The sequence below is a fragment of the Saccharothrix deserti genome (genome assembly GCF_009769385.1).
Classification (GTDB): Bacteria; Actinomycetota; Actinomycetes; order Mycobacteriales; family Pseudonocardiaceae; genus Actinosynnema; species Actinosynnema deserti.
Genome location: NZ_VKAB01000087.1, coordinates 1 through 14,442, shown reverse-complemented (window position 1 = coordinate 14,442; position 14,442 = coordinate 1). Strand labels below are relative to the sequence as shown.

Here is a 14,442-nt window from a genome sequence, read left to right as displayed (position 1 = left end):
AGGCTAAGCCCGGACCTGCCGAAACGACACCGAGCTATTTGCTCATGCGAACAACAGTGCAACCCCGCCCAGCAACAACAACGCCGACACAACGGCGATGGCGAGCACACGCCCACGCGGCGTCTGCGCGTGCTTCAACGCGATACCCATCGGACCGATCCCAGCCATGACAGCCCCCCTTCGAAGGCATAGCAACGACAGCGCGCAAAGCCCCGAACGCCACGCTCAACGGCGACATGCCAAGTTCGCGCGCCCCAACAACATCCGCTTCCCACTGCTCGCGATAGCGGTCATCGCCCACCACCGCCGCCGCGAACCGCACCAACAACAACGCGACTCTCATTGCGCCGTCCTCGGCACCCAACGCGGCGCCGGAGCAGCCCGCGCGACGACCCGGCGAGCTTCAGCAGCCCCCTCGGGCGTCAGCCGGTACATCCGCCGCCGCGGCCCGCGCCGTTCCGCGTCGTCGTCCCACGACGACGTGACCCAGCCGGCCCGCTCCAGCCTGTCCAGCAACGGATAGACGCTGCCCGACGGCCGCCCGGTCAACTTGATGATCTCCAGGCCCCAGCGCGACTCTCGCCCGTCTGTTATGGACTGTTGACGGCGTCGGGCGTCCGGGCACTTCTCATGCCACCTTGATGACGACCTTGCCCGAGGTGTGACCGTTCTCGACGGTGGCGAGGGCGGCCGGGGCGTCGGAGAGCGGGTGGACCGCGGTGATCACGGGTGCGAGGACTCCGTCGAGGGCCAGCCTGGCGGACCGCTCCAGGTTCTCGCGGTCGAGGCGACGCTCGACGAAACGCCCTCCGAGTTCGGGCACAGACATATCACCCACGGCGATGATGTTGCGGGGATCCCGGGCCAGCGGAGCGACCGTCCGTAGCGAGGTGCCTCCGACCAGATCGACGATCCCGTCGAAGCCGTCCGGAACGAGCTCGCGTGCCGCAGCGACGACGTTCTCGGCGGCGTAGTCGATGAACCGCACCCCGATGGCCTCGGCGTGCTCGCGCTTGGCGGTACTCCCGGTGCCGATCACCCGCAGTTCGCGACTGATGGCCAGCCGGGCGACGGCGAGGCCGACCCCGCCGCCGACCCCGTTGACCAGGACCGTGGCACCGGCCGGGAGGCTGAGCTGGTCGAGCGCATCCACCGCGGTCGTCCCGGCCACTGGCAGCGTTGCCGCCACGGTCGCGGACAGGCCCGCCGGGATGAGCGCGGTGTTCGGCGCGGACAGCACCGTCGTCTCGGCGTAGGTGCCGCCACCGGTGAGTGCGAAGCCGAAGACCGCGTCACCCACCTCGAGCCCGTCGACGTCCTCGCCCAGGGCGAGAACGGTTCCGGCTGCCTCCATGCCCAGCACGCGGGGAAACGGACGCCCGCCGTCGAGCCCAGGGACCAGACCCGAGCGCAGAAGGTGGTCGAGGGGATTCACGCCGGCGACATCGACCCGGATCAGCACCTCGCCGCGACCGGGGACGGGATCGGGACGATCGAAGAACTCCTGCACCTCGGGCCCGCCATACCTGCCGAAACCCCACGCCTGCCCCATCTTCTGCCGCCTCCCGGGTGACCGACCCGGTGATTCCGGGCGCTGTCGCCATCCTCACCTCTGACATCGATGTAAGGGGCAAGCGGCTGAGGTGCAGGTCACAGCATCAGGCCGACTGTGCCACCGGTTCCGGGGTCGTGGACAGCTCCGCCCGGTACCGACTGTTGGCCTTGATCAGCACGTCGAGTGCATCCCGGGTCTCGATCAGGTGCGCGATGTCGGCGTCGATCCGGCCGCGCTCGCGCATCATCGCCGTGAACGTCTCCTCGGCGACGCCCAGGTCACCGGGGACGTCCACACACGGCAGCACGGTCGCGATCACCCGGCTGGACATACCCGCGTCGAACAGCTGTCGGATGAGCGACACGCGCTGGACCGCGGCATCGGAATAGTGACGCTGCCCGGCGTCGGAGCGTGAGCTGGTCAGCAGGCCCTGCTCTTCGTAGTACCGCAGTGAGCGCGGACTCACGCCCGTACGCTTGGACAACTCGCCGATCCGCATCCCTGAGAGCCTACGCCCGCGTGCTCCAGGTTCAGACCGCCAGCGAGTCATGGACACCCGCGGACACCGCCACGGCCGGCAGGGTCGTCGCCCGGCCCTACGACTGAGCACTTTTCTCAGTACGCCGACAACACGCTGACTTGACAGGGAACATCATCGAGACCGGCACCGACTCCTACCGCCTCGCCCAGACCCGCGCCCGCGCCGGCCGGGCGAGCACCGGCTGACCCTGTTGTCCGTTCTCCGGATTTGAGCCGAAGCGGCGGATGTCCCGGGTTGCGGCCGGCGTCGACCAGCAAGGTCGACGGCTTTCAGAGCCGCCGGACGCGCAGAACGCCGGTCAGCATCGGAAGGGTGAACTCGCCGCGGCCGGTTTCCGGTCTGCCCGCGAGGAAAGCGCGGATCCCGCCGAGCGCGGCCTCCCGGTCCCGTTCCGGCATGACCAGCATCCCGGCGCGCGTCGCGAGTGTCGCGACGAGGGAATCGGCGGTTCGACGCTGTCCGTGCGGGAACTCGGCCTGCTCCGGCGAACCGAACCGGGCGACCAGATCGGTGTTCGGAAGGTGCATGCCTGCCGTCGCGGCGCGCCAACTGCTCAGCGTGTCACGCGGGCCGATGGCCGCGCTCCCGCTGACCCGCTCGAGTCCCGCAACCCAATCGACCCGGTCGTCCAGGACGTTCCACAGACCGGCCAGGACGCCCCCGGGCGCGAGGACCCTGGCCATCTCCGGTCCTGCGACGTCCATGTCGAACCAGTGCAGGGCATTGCCGGCCATCACGACATCGACCGACGCGTCCGGCAGCGGTATCGCCTCGGCACTACCCGGCAGGGCACGGACAGCCGGCAGCGCACGCCGCAGCTCGGTCAACATCGCCGCGTCAGGCTCGACCGCGACGACGTCAGCACCCAGCGCGACCAGCGTGGCGGTCAGCTTGCCGGTTCCGGCCCCGAGGTCGAGCACCCGCAGGCCGGGCGCAAACTCCAGCGCCCAGCGCACCGCGGCCGGCGCGTAGTCCGGACGGTGCTCGGCATATGCGGCCGCCGCTGCGCCGAACGACGAGCCGAGAAGCAGCCGTTCCTCCACGCGGTCACCCTACCCACCGCGCCCTACCAGCCAAGGCGGATAGTGATCCACAAGTGCGGTCAAAACTCACCGACATTGATCATGCACTTGATCGGCGAGTGCGGTCAGAACTGACCGACATCCGAGGTCAGAAGTGACCTCCATAGCCACACGGTCGACGTCGATCGTCCGCCGGCGGTAATCAATGCCCTCGTGCCGCAACCCAGCAGCTCCGACGCACACACCGCTGCCCGCGGCCAGCTCCCCATCATGAGCAGGTCGCCACGTCCATCCGCGACGCGGTAGACGACGTCGGAGAGGTGTCGTTTGAGTGCGCGGAGGCTTCGAGTCCGCCAGCTCGGCGGCGGGCGAGGAGGGCTTGGGCGTCGGGTGACCGCAGGCGAGGCGATGCGGTGCAGGGCGGTGTTGAGTGGCGGTTGCCGGTGCGGCTGAGCCGATGTCGGACGCGGTTGGACGACCACACGGGCAGCGGTGCGGTCAGGGCCCGGGCCGAACGGGCCACCGTCCCGTGGTGGGAGTTCAGGCGGGTGATGATGGCCTGGTGGGCGCTTGCCCGGTCCAGCGACCGGGGGCGGGGCCCAGCCGGGGTCGAGTTCGTGCAAGTGCCAACGCAGGCGGTTGATCGTCCGGGCGCGTTCACCGACCAGGGCTTCGCGTGTGTCGACCAGGAGTCGGACCTCGCGGTCCGGGCCGTCCAACTGCGCGGTGGGCAGGCCGGGTTCCCGCAGCGCGGCGCGTGCCACCGCCTGAGCGTCGAGCAGGTCGGCTTCTCACCGCCGGGCCATGCTGCGGCAGCCCTCGGTCCTGGTACGACAGGGAAACTGGTTGCGGCCGGAGGCGGAAGTGGATGAAGCTCCTGGCGTGCGAATGCATGCCGACCAACTGACCGTGTCGCCGGAGACGGTGCGCGCATTAGTGGACGAGCAGTTCCCCCAGTGGCGGGGCCTGCCCGTGACCAGTGTCGCTTCACAAGGGACGGTCAACGCCATCTTCCGCATCGGCGACCGGCTCGCGGCCCGTTTCGCTGTGCAACCCGGAGATGTCGGGTCGGTGCGGCGGTCGCTGGAGTCCGAGGCCGAAGCGGCCCGCGAGCTGGCGGGTCGCACGCGGTTCCGCACACCCGAGCCGGTCGCGCTGGGTGAACCCGGGGCGGGCTACCCGCTCCCGTGGTCGGTGCAGACCTGGCTGCCCGGGGCTGTGGCCACGGAGGAGGACCCGGGCGAATCCGTCGCGTTCGCGCACGACCTGGCCGAATTCATCCGCGGTGCGCGCGCGATCGACACACACGGCCGGACGTTCAGCGGGCGAGGCAGGGGAGGGGACCTGCGATCTCACGACGCGTGGATGGAGGTCTGCTTCGAGCGCAGCGGACAACTCCTCGACGTTCCGAGGCTTCGCAGGGCGTGGAACGCCCTGCGCGACCTGCCGCGTGGTACCGCCGGCGACGTGATGACGCACGGCGACCTGATTCCCGGCAACGTGCTCGTGTCCGACGCACGCCTGACCGGGATCATCGATGTCGGCGGCCTGGGTCCGGCGGACCCCGCTCTGGATCTCGCGGGTGCCTGGCACCTGCTCGAACCCGGGCCGCGGCAGGCGTTCCGCGACGACCTCGGGTGCGACGACCTCGAGTGGCAGCGCGGGAAGGCGTGGGCCTTCGCACAAGCGATGGGAGTCGTCTGGTACTACGTCGAGAGCAATCCGACGATGAGCCGGATGGGCCGACGCACCCTGGCACGCATCATCGCGGATACGTCGTCAACCTGAGTCCGGCACCGGTCGGCAACAGCCTGGCTGACACAGCCCGCCTCTGATTGCCCGCCCGTGCTCGCGCTCGCCGCCCTCCCAGGCACGGCACTCGGCCGCCTCGGCGAGCCGTCGACCGCGTCGCCGTCGGCATGGGCCGCGGCGGCTGCAGCCGCACGGACGCTGCACGACGCGCCGTCCTGCCGCATCGAGCGGACGGTCGCGTCCAGGCCCTTGGGCGAGTTCGACAGCACAGCACCTGCGATCCGCAAACCAGCCTTGGACAGCCTGCACCCGAGATCGTCCGGGCTACTTCGCGGATCGCAGGTCAGGAGCCTGCACCACCACAAACTTCAGTCGGACGAGACACGGACCGCTCGACATGGACGAGGCACTGCACGGGGAAGCCCCGGCTCGTGTGAGGACGGTCGTATCCACCATCGCGGCGAGCTTGGCCGCGATGCGCCTACACGGAGGGAGCGTCGAGCCGGTCCGGTCCGGGCTGTGGATCAGGCGGCGGGTTGGATCAGTCGGGTGGCGCGGATCGCGGCGGACAACGCGGCCGGGTCGTTCGTCCGTTCGAAGGTCTCCACGGCGGTGTCGGCGAACTTGACGGCATGCTCGTCGCCGTGTTCGACCGCGCGGGCAAGGACGTCGGCTGCCGCGTCGGGGCCTTCCGGCGCAGTGGGCAGGGCCGACTCCGGTGCCGCTGCGGGCGGGGCGTAGGCCGAGGACACCGCGGCACTCGCGGCCCAGGCCGCGGCCAGGCTCGTTCCCCACAGGTCCGGCGGCAGTGCGGGCAGCGTACGCAGAACGGCATTGGGTGCGGTCGCCGCGTGCACCAGCATCACCCCGGAACCGTGTCCGTGAGTGCGGTAGCGCAGCACGGCGGTGTCGACCAGTCCGGCGAGCAGCGACCGCGCGTCCTCTGGAGCCACCGGGACGCGGAGTGCGGCCAGAGCGCTCGACCACCCGTCCAGGGTTCCCAATTGGGCGATCCTCGACCCGATGCCCCCGGTCTGTTCACCGACGCGGGGAACACCGGCCAGTGCCTCCGGCGCCGCGGCGGTCCCTGCCGGCCCGACGACACCCGGCACCTGTTGCCACCGTGCTGCCCAGTACCCGAGACCGTGTGCCAGTTCGGCGATGCGCGGGGGCGTGGTGTCCTCGGTCAACAGGACGCGCACCGCATGGCCGACGCGGATCACGCCGTGCGTGGCACCCGCCACGATGCCCGGCAGGAGGCGTGGCCACCAAGTGGCCAGGACGTCACGCCACGGGCGGTTCGCCAGCTCCCGGGTGAACAACTCGATCCAGTCGCCGACGCGACGCTCGTCACCGAGCGCCCCGCGCCAGGACTCCGTCCGGTCGAGTACGACCGGGTCGCTGGAAACGGGCAGCTCATCGAGCCGGCGGACATACCAGTCGAGCCACCGGGACGTGTCGGACGCGTACCCGGCACGGATCATGGCCTCGACCGCCATGGGCCCGTGGTTGGACAGCCACCCGTCGAATTCCGGGCCGGTTCGATGCAGCCGCTCGTACATCTCATCGAGCACGCCGTCAGCTTCGAGTGACATCGCCCCTCCTCGTCCGCCATCGTGCCGATCAGTCTTCAACCTCTACTATGGTCGATGTCAAGGCGGCTGTAGAAGGCGTTGCCGTGTCATGGAACCGGTCGTCACACACTTGGTCCACGTCAGCGTTGGTTGGTCGACGTCGCCTTCCGGCGGGCGGCTGTTGCCGATGGTGGAGAAGGTGAACAGGATGACGCCGATGGTGCGGAACTCGCCGTCCTCCGAGGCGCGCGTCACGCTGTTGGACCGGTAACCCAATTCCCGCATGGCAGTCAGGCGCCGATCCCGGGTCGGGGTACGACGCCGGGTTGGTTGTGGGACCCGTCGGGACCTCAACAGCCGCCCCCTCAAGACACTCGGCTGGAAGACAACCGCCGAGGCCTTGAACGATCATCTACTCTTGGTCCGACAAGCCGGTGTTGCGACGACCGATTGAACCCAAGCAATACACCTCTGGGCGGTTCCGGTCCGCGCTCGCCGGGCACGGCATGCACCCGTCGGTGGGGCGGGCCGGGTCGTGCTTCGACACAACGCCGTCGCCGAGTCGTTCTTCGCCACCCTCAAAACCGAAATCGGCACCACCGTCTGGGCGACCCGCGACGACGCCCGACGGGACGTGTTCGCCTACCTCGGCTACTACAACCACGACCGTCTACATTCGACACTCGACTACCGCACCCCGCACGAGGTCCGCGTTGGCTATCGTCAAGGTCTCGCTCTCGTGGCATGAAATCCGGTGTCCGGTCTTCGGGAACAACCTCAGACCACAGTGGAAATGCTGGACAGACCAGCGGACCAGGCACGTCCTCATCTCCGGCCGTCATCCAAAACGGCGACATGATCATTCCGGAAATCGCATCGGTGGATCAGGGCTGAGGCGGGGTGCCGGGGGTGAACCTCTGCGGACGGTAACGTCGTTAGAGTGTCGAGCACGCCAATGAGCAGGGACCTCGTAGTCGTCGGCGCCGGCGTCGTCGGCGCTTCGGTGGCCTATCACGCCGCCCGGGCGGGCGCTGCGGTGACCCTTGTCGACGCCGGGCGGCCGGGCGCCGGGGTGACGGTGGACTCCTTCGCCTGGATCGGATCGTCCGGGGTGCGCACCGGTCCCGCCGCCGGGCTGCGGGTGGCGGCGACAGACGAGTACCGTCGGCTCGAGGCCGAGCTGCCGGGCCTTCCCGTGACCTGGTCCGGCTCGCTGTCGTGGCGCGCGGCGGACAGTGCGCCGGAGGCCGGGCCCGGGCAGGAGATCATCGACGCGGCCACCGTGGCGACGCTTGAGCCCAACCTGCGGCAGCCCCCGGACTGGGCCGTCTGGGCATCCGACGACGCCGCCGTCGACCCGGTTGGCGTGACCGAGCGACTGGTCGCGGGCGCCCGTGACCACGGCGCACGAGTACATCCCGACGTCCCGGTCACTGCTGTCCGCCGAGACGCCGCAGGTCGGATCGTCGGGGTCGAGACGGCCGCAGGGCCCTTCTCTGGCGCGACTGTGGTGCTCGCGGCCGGAGTGGCAACGGCCGCGCTGGCCGCGCCGCTGGGCATACGCGTCCCGGTCGACCCGTCGCCGGCGACGCTCTTCCAGTTCCGCGCCCCGGCCGGTCTGGTCCGCACGGTGGTCAACACCCAGGACTTTGATCTTCGGCAGGTCGCCGCGGACCGGATGATCGCCGCTGCGGATTCACCGGAACAGACTCTGGCCGCCGTCCGGTCCACCTTCCGCGGCGCCGCGAGCGTCGAGCTGCTCAGCGCCCAGGTCGGCGCACGCCCCATGCCGGCCGACGGCGAGCCCATCGTCGGCCCGGTCCCCGGGGTTCCTGGCCTGTACCTGGCGGTGATGCACGCGGCAGTCACGCTCGCCCCAGCCGTGGGCCGACTGATCGCGAGGGAGCTGGTCGACGGCACCGTCGAGCCGGCGCTGGCGGGCTGCCGCCTCGACCGCTTCTAGCGGTCCCGACCTCCTCCACCAGTTAGTGCAGAGAAGCCTTCGTGCACGCGGAGGACGTCGTCGTCGACAGGTACAAGCAGTACGTGAGACCGATCGACTCGGACCCGGTCGATCCGAAGTAAGCATGTACGACTCGGTCGTACGGCGGGCTCGGCTCACTCATGGCCCGAGTCAGTGGAACAGTTCGAGCGGCTGCCCGCCGAGCGCGTCGGCGAGGACGAAGACGCGGTCGAGGCTGGGGGAGTGCCTGCCGTTCTCGATGCGGTTGACGGTCTTGCGGTCGAATCCGCCGGCCTCGGCCAGCTGTTGCTGTGTCCAGTCGCGTTCGAGGCGCAGGGCCGCGACGCGGTGGCCGAATCGTGTCCGGTTGTCCGTGAGGTGCACGTGGTTCGGCGCAGGCATGGGAGCCGGTCTGGGGCTTCGGGCATGATCTCGCCGAACGGACCGGCTGGTCGCCGTCGTGCCCGACCGCATCAGGCTTGCCGGCCCCGCCGATGGAAACAGGGCAAGGTCTGCGCCTACTTTCGCCAGCGCCTCTGCCCTGGGGGCTGAGCGGCATGTGTGGCCTGTTCGGGTGTATGTCCTGCTCTGTTCGGGTGGTGCGCGGGTGGTCCCGCGTCAGCCTGGTGGTGCGGAGTGGTCCCGCAGGGCGTTCCGTTCCTCCACGATGAAGGCGATCGCGATGATTACGTCCAGGACCGATCAGGATCTGCTCGACGGCTGGTTACAGGCCAAGCAGCACAGTGGTGAGCGGAAACGTTCGCAGGATCGGCACCTGCACCTGGGGTTGCGGTTCGCGTTCTACGGGCGGATGTCGACCTCGGAGCACCAGGACCGGCATACCTCGCGGTTGTGGCAGCGGGAGATGTCCGAGCTGCTGGTCGAAGGCCACGGGCTGGTCGTCGCGGAGTTCTTCGACGAGGGGGTGTCGCGGCGCCGCAGGTGGTCCAACCGGCCGGAGGGGGCCCGGTTGTTGGAGTCACTGGCCGATCCGGACCGAGGGTTCGAGGCGATCGTGGTGGGGGAGTACGAGCGGGCGTTCTACGGCCGGCAGTTCGACGAGATGGTGTCGTTGCTGCGGCGGCGGGTGTGCGGGTGTGGTTGCCCGAGGTCGCCGGTCCGGTGGAGTTGGACGACGGTGAGCACCGCCGGTTGATGCGGTTCTTGGGGGCGCAGTCGCAGCGGGAGGTGATCCGGGCGCGCAACCGGTCGCTGCGGTCGATGAAGGCTCAGGCCGAACTCGGCCGCTACCTGGGCGGCCGCCCGCCCTACGGGTACATGCTGGTCGACGCCGGGCCGCACCCGAACCGGGCGGATGCCCGGTGGGGGCGGCGGGCGTGGAAGCTGGCGCCGGACCCGCGGACCGCCCCGCACGTGAAGTGGATGTTCGCGCGTCGGGTGGAGGGGATGTCGGTGGCCGGGATCGCCCGGGCTCTCAACGAGCGGGGTGTGCCGTGTCCGTCCGCGGTCGATCCGGGGCGTAATCGGCATCGTGCGGGGGAGTGCTGGGGAGCTCCGACGGTGAAGACGATCCTGGAGAATCCGCGTTATACCGGTCGGCAGGTGTGGAACCGGATGGCCAATGATCGTGACGACGTCGACCTGCGCACCGGACGCCCGGGGCAGTATCCGAACCTGCCGGAAGACTGGGCGATCTCCCTCGATGTCGTCCACACGCCGTTGGTGGGAATGCGGGACTTCACCGACGCACAGAAGGTGCGTGCCCGGCGTCCGAACGGCGACGGCGGGGAGCGGCGGTACCTGTTGGCGGGGTTGGTGGTGTGCGGGGTGTGTGATCGTCGGATGGACTCTCACTGGGTGCACGGCCGTCCCGGTTACCGGTGCCGCCATGGCCACACCAGTGCGCGGCCGTGCCCGCCCGACGGGCCGACTCTGTTGTACTGGCGCGAGGATCGCCTGCTGGAGCACATCGCCTTGGTCGCGGTACCCGACCGGCCGGTGTGCGCCGATACCGGTGGTGCGATCGTCGCGTCGTGGGTCGAGGGCACTCGGGTGATCTGCGGACGGGATGGCGTCGAGATCCGTGACGACCGCGACGAGTGCGGTCCCTGGGCGCCTGTCGGAGGGTGGCGGAGGAGGACCACGGCCTGATCCGGTCGTGATGGTGTTCGCACGCTGGATCGGCACCCGCGTCAGCGGGTGGCCAGGGGTCGCGGTGAGCGTGACGGGCCGGTCGGTGATCCATCGATCGGGGATCGGGCGCCTGTTGGTCGGAGGTCAGTGGTCGTCTGCTGCGGTCGGGGTGGGCAGTGGCGGTATGGGGTCGCGGAGGTATCCGATGCCGGCGGTGACGAGGTAGTCCGCCGATGCGGTGTCCAGTTTCCAGGGGTGTCGCAGCAGCAGTTTTCGCAGCCCGTTGTTGTCCTTGATCCGGGCTGGGCGTGTGGGCAGTCGGGAGAACCGCTCGCCGTCGGGTCCCCAGTGTGGGTCGGTCGGGTCGTCGAGTGCGGTGAGGAAGCGGTCGACCAGCCTGGGCCAGGTCGGGGTGCCCCACCAGTGGCGGCAGGCGAGTCCGCCGTGCGCGGCGGCGCGTCGGAACGCGAAGTGGGCGCTGTGTTCCTCGGCCTGGATGGCGACGGTGCCCAGTGTTCCGGCGGCGTGGTCGGTGAACTCGTCGAGGTCGTCGCCGGCGATGTCGGCCAGTGTGACCCCGATGGGCAGCTTGCGGTCCGGGTCGATGAGCCAGCGGCAGAGCCTGCCCATGAGCCAGTCGACGGCCTCGATGTCGAGGCGGTCCAACTCGGTGACGGGGGAGTGGGCGTCGATGCCGCAGTCGGTGCGCCGGCGTCGGATCATGTCCCGGACCCGGTGGGTGGTGTGGGCGTTGACGCGCAGCATGTCGCCGTCGCTCAGGGGGCCGTCGCCGGCGTGCCAGTCCTCGACGGGGCTGTTGCGCCACGCGCTGTTGACCAGGCCGACGGCGGCCATGTCCAGCACGGCGCCGACGTGGTCGGGGTCGATGCCGACCTGGTGGCGCAGCATCACCTCCACCAGGTTCTCCTCCTGCTCGGCGCTGAGCTCGCCCCGCGCCGTCACACCGTCGCCCATGGTCGTCGACACGCCCCTCACCGATCCGCGATCCGGTTCCCGATGCCACTGTCGCCGACAGTAACCACGGCGACGCTCACCACCGGGCACGCCTGCGTGCCGGTGTGTCGTCGATCCTTGGACGAATCGACGCGCAGGTACCCGCACAACAAAGTGAACGCACCCGGCTTCATCGACTCAGGGGCAGTGGGCATCGTCGTGATGCCGTCTCCGATGCATCCCCGCAGCACGGCCTTGTGATCGCCTGAAATGATCATGACCTTGTGGCGGCACGGGACGACAAGAGGACGGCGACGATGACGGGTCGGGACATTCTGATGGCGTGGATGGGGCGGCAGGACAGCGCGCCGCGGGGGAATCATCGCCAATGTCACGACCCCGCGGATGGTCTCCGGTTCGCCTTCTACGGCCGCACCTCCACCATCGACCACCAGGACCCGGAAACCTCGAAAGCGTGGCAGATGGAGGTCGCCTCCGAGACGATCGCCGGACACGGCCACATCGTGAAGGTCTTCTTCGACGCCGGACAGTCCCGCCGCGGCGCGTGGCGCGACCGCCCCGAGGCCGCCGAACTGCTGGCCGCGCTGCGCGACCCGAACCGGGGATTCGACGCGATCATCGTGGGGGAGTACGAGCGGGCCTTCGCCGGCGACCAGCTGCCGCGGCTGCTGGCCCTGTTCCGCCGCTACGGCGTGCAGGTATGGCTGCCCGAGTCCGGCGAAGCGATCGACATGGACAACCCCGAGCACCGGGCCCTGGTCAAAATGCTGGGAGGACAGTCGCTGCGTGAGGTCGTGCGGGCCCGGCACCGCGCGATGGCCTCCATGCGCGTGCAGACCCTGGAGGGCCGCTTCCTGGGCGGCCGGGCGCCCTACGGCTACATGCTCGTCGAGTCCGGCGCGCACCCACGCCTCGCGGACGCCCGCCGCGGCCGCATGACTTACCGCCTCGAGGTCGATCCGGAGACCGCGCCGGTCGTGCGGTGGCTGTTCGCCGAACGCCGGACCGGCCGCAGCGTCGACAGCCTCGTCCGTGACCTCAACGACCGCGGCGTCCCCTGCCCGGCTGCGCACGACGCCGACCGCAACACCCACCGCACCCGCCGCCGCTGGACCGCCGAGACAGTCACCGTGATCCTGCAGAACCCGCGCTACACCGGCTGGCAGATCTGGAACCGGCAAGGCGTCGACCACGACCACACCACCCCCGCCGACCGCCGACGCCGCCGCATCGTCAAACGCAACCCGACCGACCGGTGGACCGTCTCCCGACAACGCGCCCACACCCCACTGGTCGGCGAACAAGACTTCGTCGCCGTGCAGCGACTGCGCACCCGACGACCCACCAATACCGGCGAGACCCGCGAGTACCTGTTCGCCGGCCTGCTGCGCTGCGGAATTTGCGACCGGCGTATGGACTGCCACTGGGTCAACGGCCGCGCCGGCTACCGCTGCCGCCACGGCCACACCGGACCACGCACCGGCGACCGACCGGCGACCCTCTACCTCCGCGAAGATCACCTGATCACCCGTATCGGCCGCGCGCTGCACCTGCCCGCCGCCGCGAGTCCCCGCACCGTGGCCGAACGGATCCGCGCGAACCGGGCGGTGGTCGTCTGCCACGCCGACGCCGTCACGGTCGACGGGACGCTCACCGGTCCCACGTGGGAAAAGGAAAACCCCACGGAGTCGGTCCACTATGCTGGAACCAACCCCATGGGGTAACAATGTGTCCGACTTGAACCCCCACGCGTGGGATACATCCCACCCAGGGGGTCGAATCCCTCCGCCTCGTGACCGCGATGATCTTGTGTGTTCCCCGTCCGAAGTGGGGACGTGTCACACGTAGAACGTAGCACAGACGATCTTTCGGTGTCACACCGTCCACAGTGGGCGGTGGTCTGACATGGTGGCGTCACTGGCCTGTTGCCTTCTTGGTGCGATGGGCTTCTACTGCAACACCGCGTGTCGGACGAAATGTCGTTCGGTCGACGCGTTGTTGCCCGCCTGGGAATTGCGGCCGGCGCGTCCGTGTCGTGACCACGTGTCCCATCGGCGCGATCACAGCCACCTGGAGCGCCGACTGCTTGACCCCGCAGCCTCGCTGTCGCGCCTCGGCGTCGACCCGCTGTGGCATGGCACGGCACGCGATCGCGAACCTGTGCCTGCCCCCGCTGCGACTGCTGGCCTGCTGGGTCGCCGACACGTTCGGCGGTGCGTCACCTTCGGCGGGCACGCCGCCACCGGGGAGCCTGCCGCCGCGTAGGTGGTGACGCTTTCGTCGCCGCGCAAATCCGCATCGGCGCCACAAAGCCGGCCTGGCATCGGGCCCGAGCCCGGGTCCGTGTCGGAGGCGGACGATGTCGTCCCGGAGGACGAGGTGAAGACGGCGCGGTTTCTGGCCGACGTGACCGTCACCTGTCCCGCGGGTGCCGCGCTGCATCTGATGGCCGACCGGCCTGCCCAAGCTCTGCTCGCCCGCGCCTGACAGCGGGACGACACGCCGACCATGACCCAGTCGCCGCGCCAGCATCCGCAAGAGGGCTCCCACTGCGGCTGCGGCGACACATCGCGGGGTGCGGCAGGTGTGGGCCTGGCGATCCGCAGTGTCGCCGTGATTCGTTGTCGTGCCGTGGTCGGAGACGGACAAACAACGACCGACAGCATCGCTTGACCGGCCCCGCTCCTTCAGGGATGACTTCGGCGGAGTACGGCGGGACCGCCTACCGTCTGATGCGCTACGGCAGACAGTCCAACGGCGGTTCCACGCCGATGCCGTTGATCGAGGGTTGCGTCTGCGTGTGATCGGAGAAACCACGGCAGTCGATCTTGTGACTACTTAGTAGTACTTTGTTAGGTCGTTGTGTGTCAAGGGAAGGGGCGTTTGCAGGTGTGGCACGCGCCGGCCATGGCGGTGAGGAGTTGTTGCAGTTCGCGGAGAACCGCGTAGATGGTCAGGCCGACGCA

18 protein-coding genes are annotated in these 14,442 nt (G+C 69.6%); 8 read left to right on the top strand and 10 right to left on the bottom strand.

The annotated features are described in order from the left end of the window. Window positions 1–42 precede the first annotated feature (42 nt). The 5 genes from FM051_RS53535 to FM051_RS48285 all read right to left on the bottom strand — a co-directional run bounded on the left by FM051_RS53535 (window position 43) and on the right by FM051_RS48285 (window position 3,139). A complete protein-coding gene (locus FM051_RS53535; RefSeq protein WP_274383909.1) occupies window positions 43–168 on the bottom strand; it encodes a hypothetical protein in 126 nt (41 codons plus the stop codon). 171 nt (window positions 169–339) lie between these two features. Further along, a complete protein-coding gene (locus tag FM051_RS48300) occupies window positions 340–549 on the bottom strand; it encodes a helix-turn-helix transcriptional regulator (protein ID WP_274383908.1) in 210 nt (69 codons plus the stop codon). Window positions 550–628: 79 nt separating this feature from the next. Beyond that, on the bottom strand, window positions 629–1,552 hold the full coding sequence (locus tag FM051_RS48295; RefSeq protein ID WP_158854503.1) for an NADP-dependent oxidoreductase: 924 nt from the start codon (window positions 1,550–1,552) through the stop codon (window positions 629–631). 106 nt (window positions 1,553–1,658) lie between these two features. Beyond that, window positions 1,659–2,054, bottom strand: coding sequence for a MerR family transcriptional regulator (locus FM051_RS48290; protein WP_158854501.1), 396 nt, complete (start codon window positions 2,052–2,054; stop codon window positions 1,659–1,661). Window positions 2,055–2,365: 311 nt separating this feature from the next. After that, complete coding sequence (locus FM051_RS48285; RefSeq protein WP_158854499.1) at window positions 2,366–3,139, bottom strand: class I SAM-dependent methyltransferase; 774 nt, start codon at window positions 3,137–3,139, stop codon at window positions 2,366–2,368. A gap of 867 nt (window positions 3,140–4,006) precedes the next feature. Between FM051_RS48285 and FM051_RS48280 the strand changes: the two genes are divergently transcribed. Further along, window positions 4,007–4,906 carry an aminoglycoside phosphotransferase family protein gene (locus FM051_RS48280; protein WP_158854505.1) on the top strand — a complete coding sequence of 300 codons (900 nt, stop codon included), beginning with the start codon at window positions 4,007–4,009 and terminating at the stop codon, window positions 4,904–4,906. A 488-nt stretch (window positions 4,907–5,394) separates the two neighbouring features. Here the strand turns inward: FM051_RS48280 and FM051_RS48270 are convergent, their stop codons facing one another. Next, the gene (locus FM051_RS48270; protein ID WP_158854497.1) at window positions 5,395–6,465 is read right to left on the bottom strand and encodes a questin oxidase family protein; all 1,071 of its coding nucleotides are present in this window, start codon (window positions 6,463–6,465) and stop codon (window positions 5,395–5,397) included. A 57-nt stretch (window positions 6,466–6,522) separates the two neighbouring features. Further along, window positions 6,523–6,729, bottom strand: a complete 207-nt coding sequence (locus tag FM051_RS51255; RefSeq protein WP_202919488.1) for a helix-turn-helix domain-containing protein — start codon at window positions 6,727–6,729, stop codon at window positions 6,523–6,525. Window positions 6,730–6,979: 250 nt separating this feature from the next. On the opposite strand from FM051_RS51255, the gene FM051_RS48255 reads away from it, so the two are divergent. Then, entirely contained in the window at window positions 6,980–7,192 is a 213-nt protein-coding gene (locus FM051_RS48255; protein WP_158854493.1) for an integrase core domain-containing protein, read from the top strand. A 207-nt stretch (window positions 7,193–7,399) separates the two neighbouring features. Next, window positions 7,400–8,407: an NAD(P)/FAD-dependent oxidoreductase gene (locus FM051_RS48250; RefSeq protein ID WP_158854492.1), complete on the top strand. Its 1,008-nt coding sequence runs from the start codon at window positions 7,400–7,402 to the stop codon at window positions 8,405–8,407. Between the two features lie 171 nt (window positions 8,408–8,578). On the opposite strand, the gene FM051_RS48245 is transcribed toward FM051_RS48250, so the two are convergent. Next, window positions 8,579–8,809 carry a helix-turn-helix transcriptional regulator gene (locus FM051_RS48245; protein WP_158854490.1) on the bottom strand — a complete coding sequence of 77 codons (231 nt, stop codon included), beginning with the start codon at window positions 8,807–8,809 and terminating at the stop codon, window positions 8,579–8,581. Window positions 8,810–9,089: 280 nt separating this feature from the next. Between FM051_RS48245 and FM051_RS48240 the strand changes: the two genes are divergently transcribed. Next, window positions 9,090–9,563: a recombinase family protein gene (locus FM051_RS48240; protein WP_158854488.1), complete on the top strand. Its 474-nt coding sequence runs from the start codon at window positions 9,090–9,092 to the stop codon at window positions 9,561–9,563. Next, the gene (locus FM051_RS48235) at window positions 9,503–10,519 is read left to right on the top strand and encodes a recombinase family protein (RefSeq protein WP_158854486.1); all 1,017 of its coding nucleotides are present in this window, start codon (window positions 9,503–9,505) and stop codon (window positions 10,517–10,519) included. The genes FM051_RS48240 and FM051_RS48235 overlap by 61 nt, the downstream gene beginning before the upstream one ends. Before the next feature lie 126 nt (window positions 10,520–10,645). Here FM051_RS48235 and FM051_RS48230 read toward each other — a convergent pair whose 3' ends face one another. Both FM051_RS48230 and FM051_RS48225 read right to left on the bottom strand, forming a co-directional pair. Further along, a complete protein-coding gene (locus tag FM051_RS48230; RefSeq protein ID WP_158854484.1) occupies window positions 10,646–11,488 on the bottom strand; it encodes a hypothetical protein in 843 nt (280 codons plus the stop codon). 5 nt (window positions 11,489–11,493) lie between these two features. Further along, window positions 11,494–11,733 (bottom strand): hypothetical protein, encoded by a 240-nt coding sequence (locus FM051_RS48225; protein ID WP_158854482.1) that lies wholly within the window; start codon window positions 11,731–11,733, stop codon window positions 11,494–11,496. A 39-nt stretch (window positions 11,734–11,772) separates the two neighbouring features. Here FM051_RS48225 and FM051_RS48220 point away from each other — a divergent pair, with 39 nt between their 5' ends. From FM051_RS48220 to FM051_RS48210, 3 genes are all read left to right on the top strand, one after another. Then, a complete protein-coding gene (locus FM051_RS48220; RefSeq protein WP_158854480.1) occupies window positions 11,773–13,200 on the top strand; it encodes a recombinase family protein in 1,428 nt (475 codons plus the stop codon). Between the two features lie 410 nt (window positions 13,201–13,610). Then, window positions 13,611–13,748, top strand: coding sequence for a hypothetical protein (locus FM051_RS48215; RefSeq protein WP_158854478.1), 138 nt, complete (start codon window positions 13,611–13,613; stop codon window positions 13,746–13,748). Window positions 13,749–13,819: 71 nt separating this feature from the next. Further along, entirely contained in the window at window positions 13,820–13,963 is a 144-nt protein-coding gene (locus tag FM051_RS48210) for a hypothetical protein (RefSeq protein ID WP_158854476.1), read from the top strand. Window positions 13,964–14,442 lie beyond the last annotated feature (479 nt).

What these genes read in the sequence shown, in the direction of transcription:
- FM051_RS48295 (WP_158854503.1), bottom strand. Translation starts at nt 1,552, where the DNA reads ATGGGGCAGGCGTGGGGTTTCGGCAGGTATGGCGGGCCCGAGGTGCAG.
- FM051_RS53535 (WP_274383909.1), bottom strand. Translation starts at nt 168, where the DNA reads ATGGCTGGGATCGGTCCGATGGGTATCGCGTTGAAGCACGCGCAGACG.
- FM051_RS48220 (WP_158854480.1), top strand. Translation starts at nt 11,773, where the DNA reads ATGACGGGTCGGGACATTCTGATGGCGTGGATGGGGCGGCAGGACAGC.
- FM051_RS48290 (WP_158854501.1), bottom strand. Translation starts at nt 2,054, where the DNA reads ATGCGGATCGGCGAGTTGTCCAAGCGTACGGGCGTGAGTCCGCGCTCA.
- FM051_RS48240 (WP_158854488.1), top strand. Translation starts at nt 9,090, where the DNA reads ATGATTACGTCCAGGACCGATCAGGATCTGCTCGACGGCTGGTTACAG.
- FM051_RS48215 (WP_158854478.1), top strand. Translation starts at nt 13,611, where the DNA reads ATGGCACGGCACGCGATCGCGAACCTGTGCCTGCCCCCGCTGCGACTG.
- FM051_RS48280 (WP_158854505.1), top strand. Translation starts at nt 4,007, where the DNA reads ATGCATGCCGACCAACTGACCGTGTCGCCGGAGACGGTGCGCGCATTA.
- FM051_RS48225 (WP_158854482.1), bottom strand. Translation starts at nt 11,733, where the DNA reads ATGATCATTTCAGGCGATCACAAGGCCGTGCTGCGGGGATGCATCGGA.
- FM051_RS48245 (WP_158854490.1), bottom strand. Translation starts at nt 8,809, where the DNA reads ATGCCTGCGCCGAACCACGTGCACCTCACGGACAACCGGACACGATTC.
- FM051_RS51255 (WP_202919488.1), bottom strand. Translation starts at nt 6,729, where the DNA reads ATGCGGGAATTGGGTTACCGGTCCAACAGCGTGACGCGCGCCTCGGAG.
- FM051_RS48250 (WP_158854492.1), top strand. Translation starts at nt 7,400, where the DNA reads ATGAGCAGGGACCTCGTAGTCGTCGGCGCCGGCGTCGTCGGCGCTTCG.
- FM051_RS48270 (WP_158854497.1), bottom strand. Translation starts at nt 6,465, where the DNA reads ATGTCACTCGAAGCTGACGGCGTGCTCGATGAGATGTACGAGCGGCTG.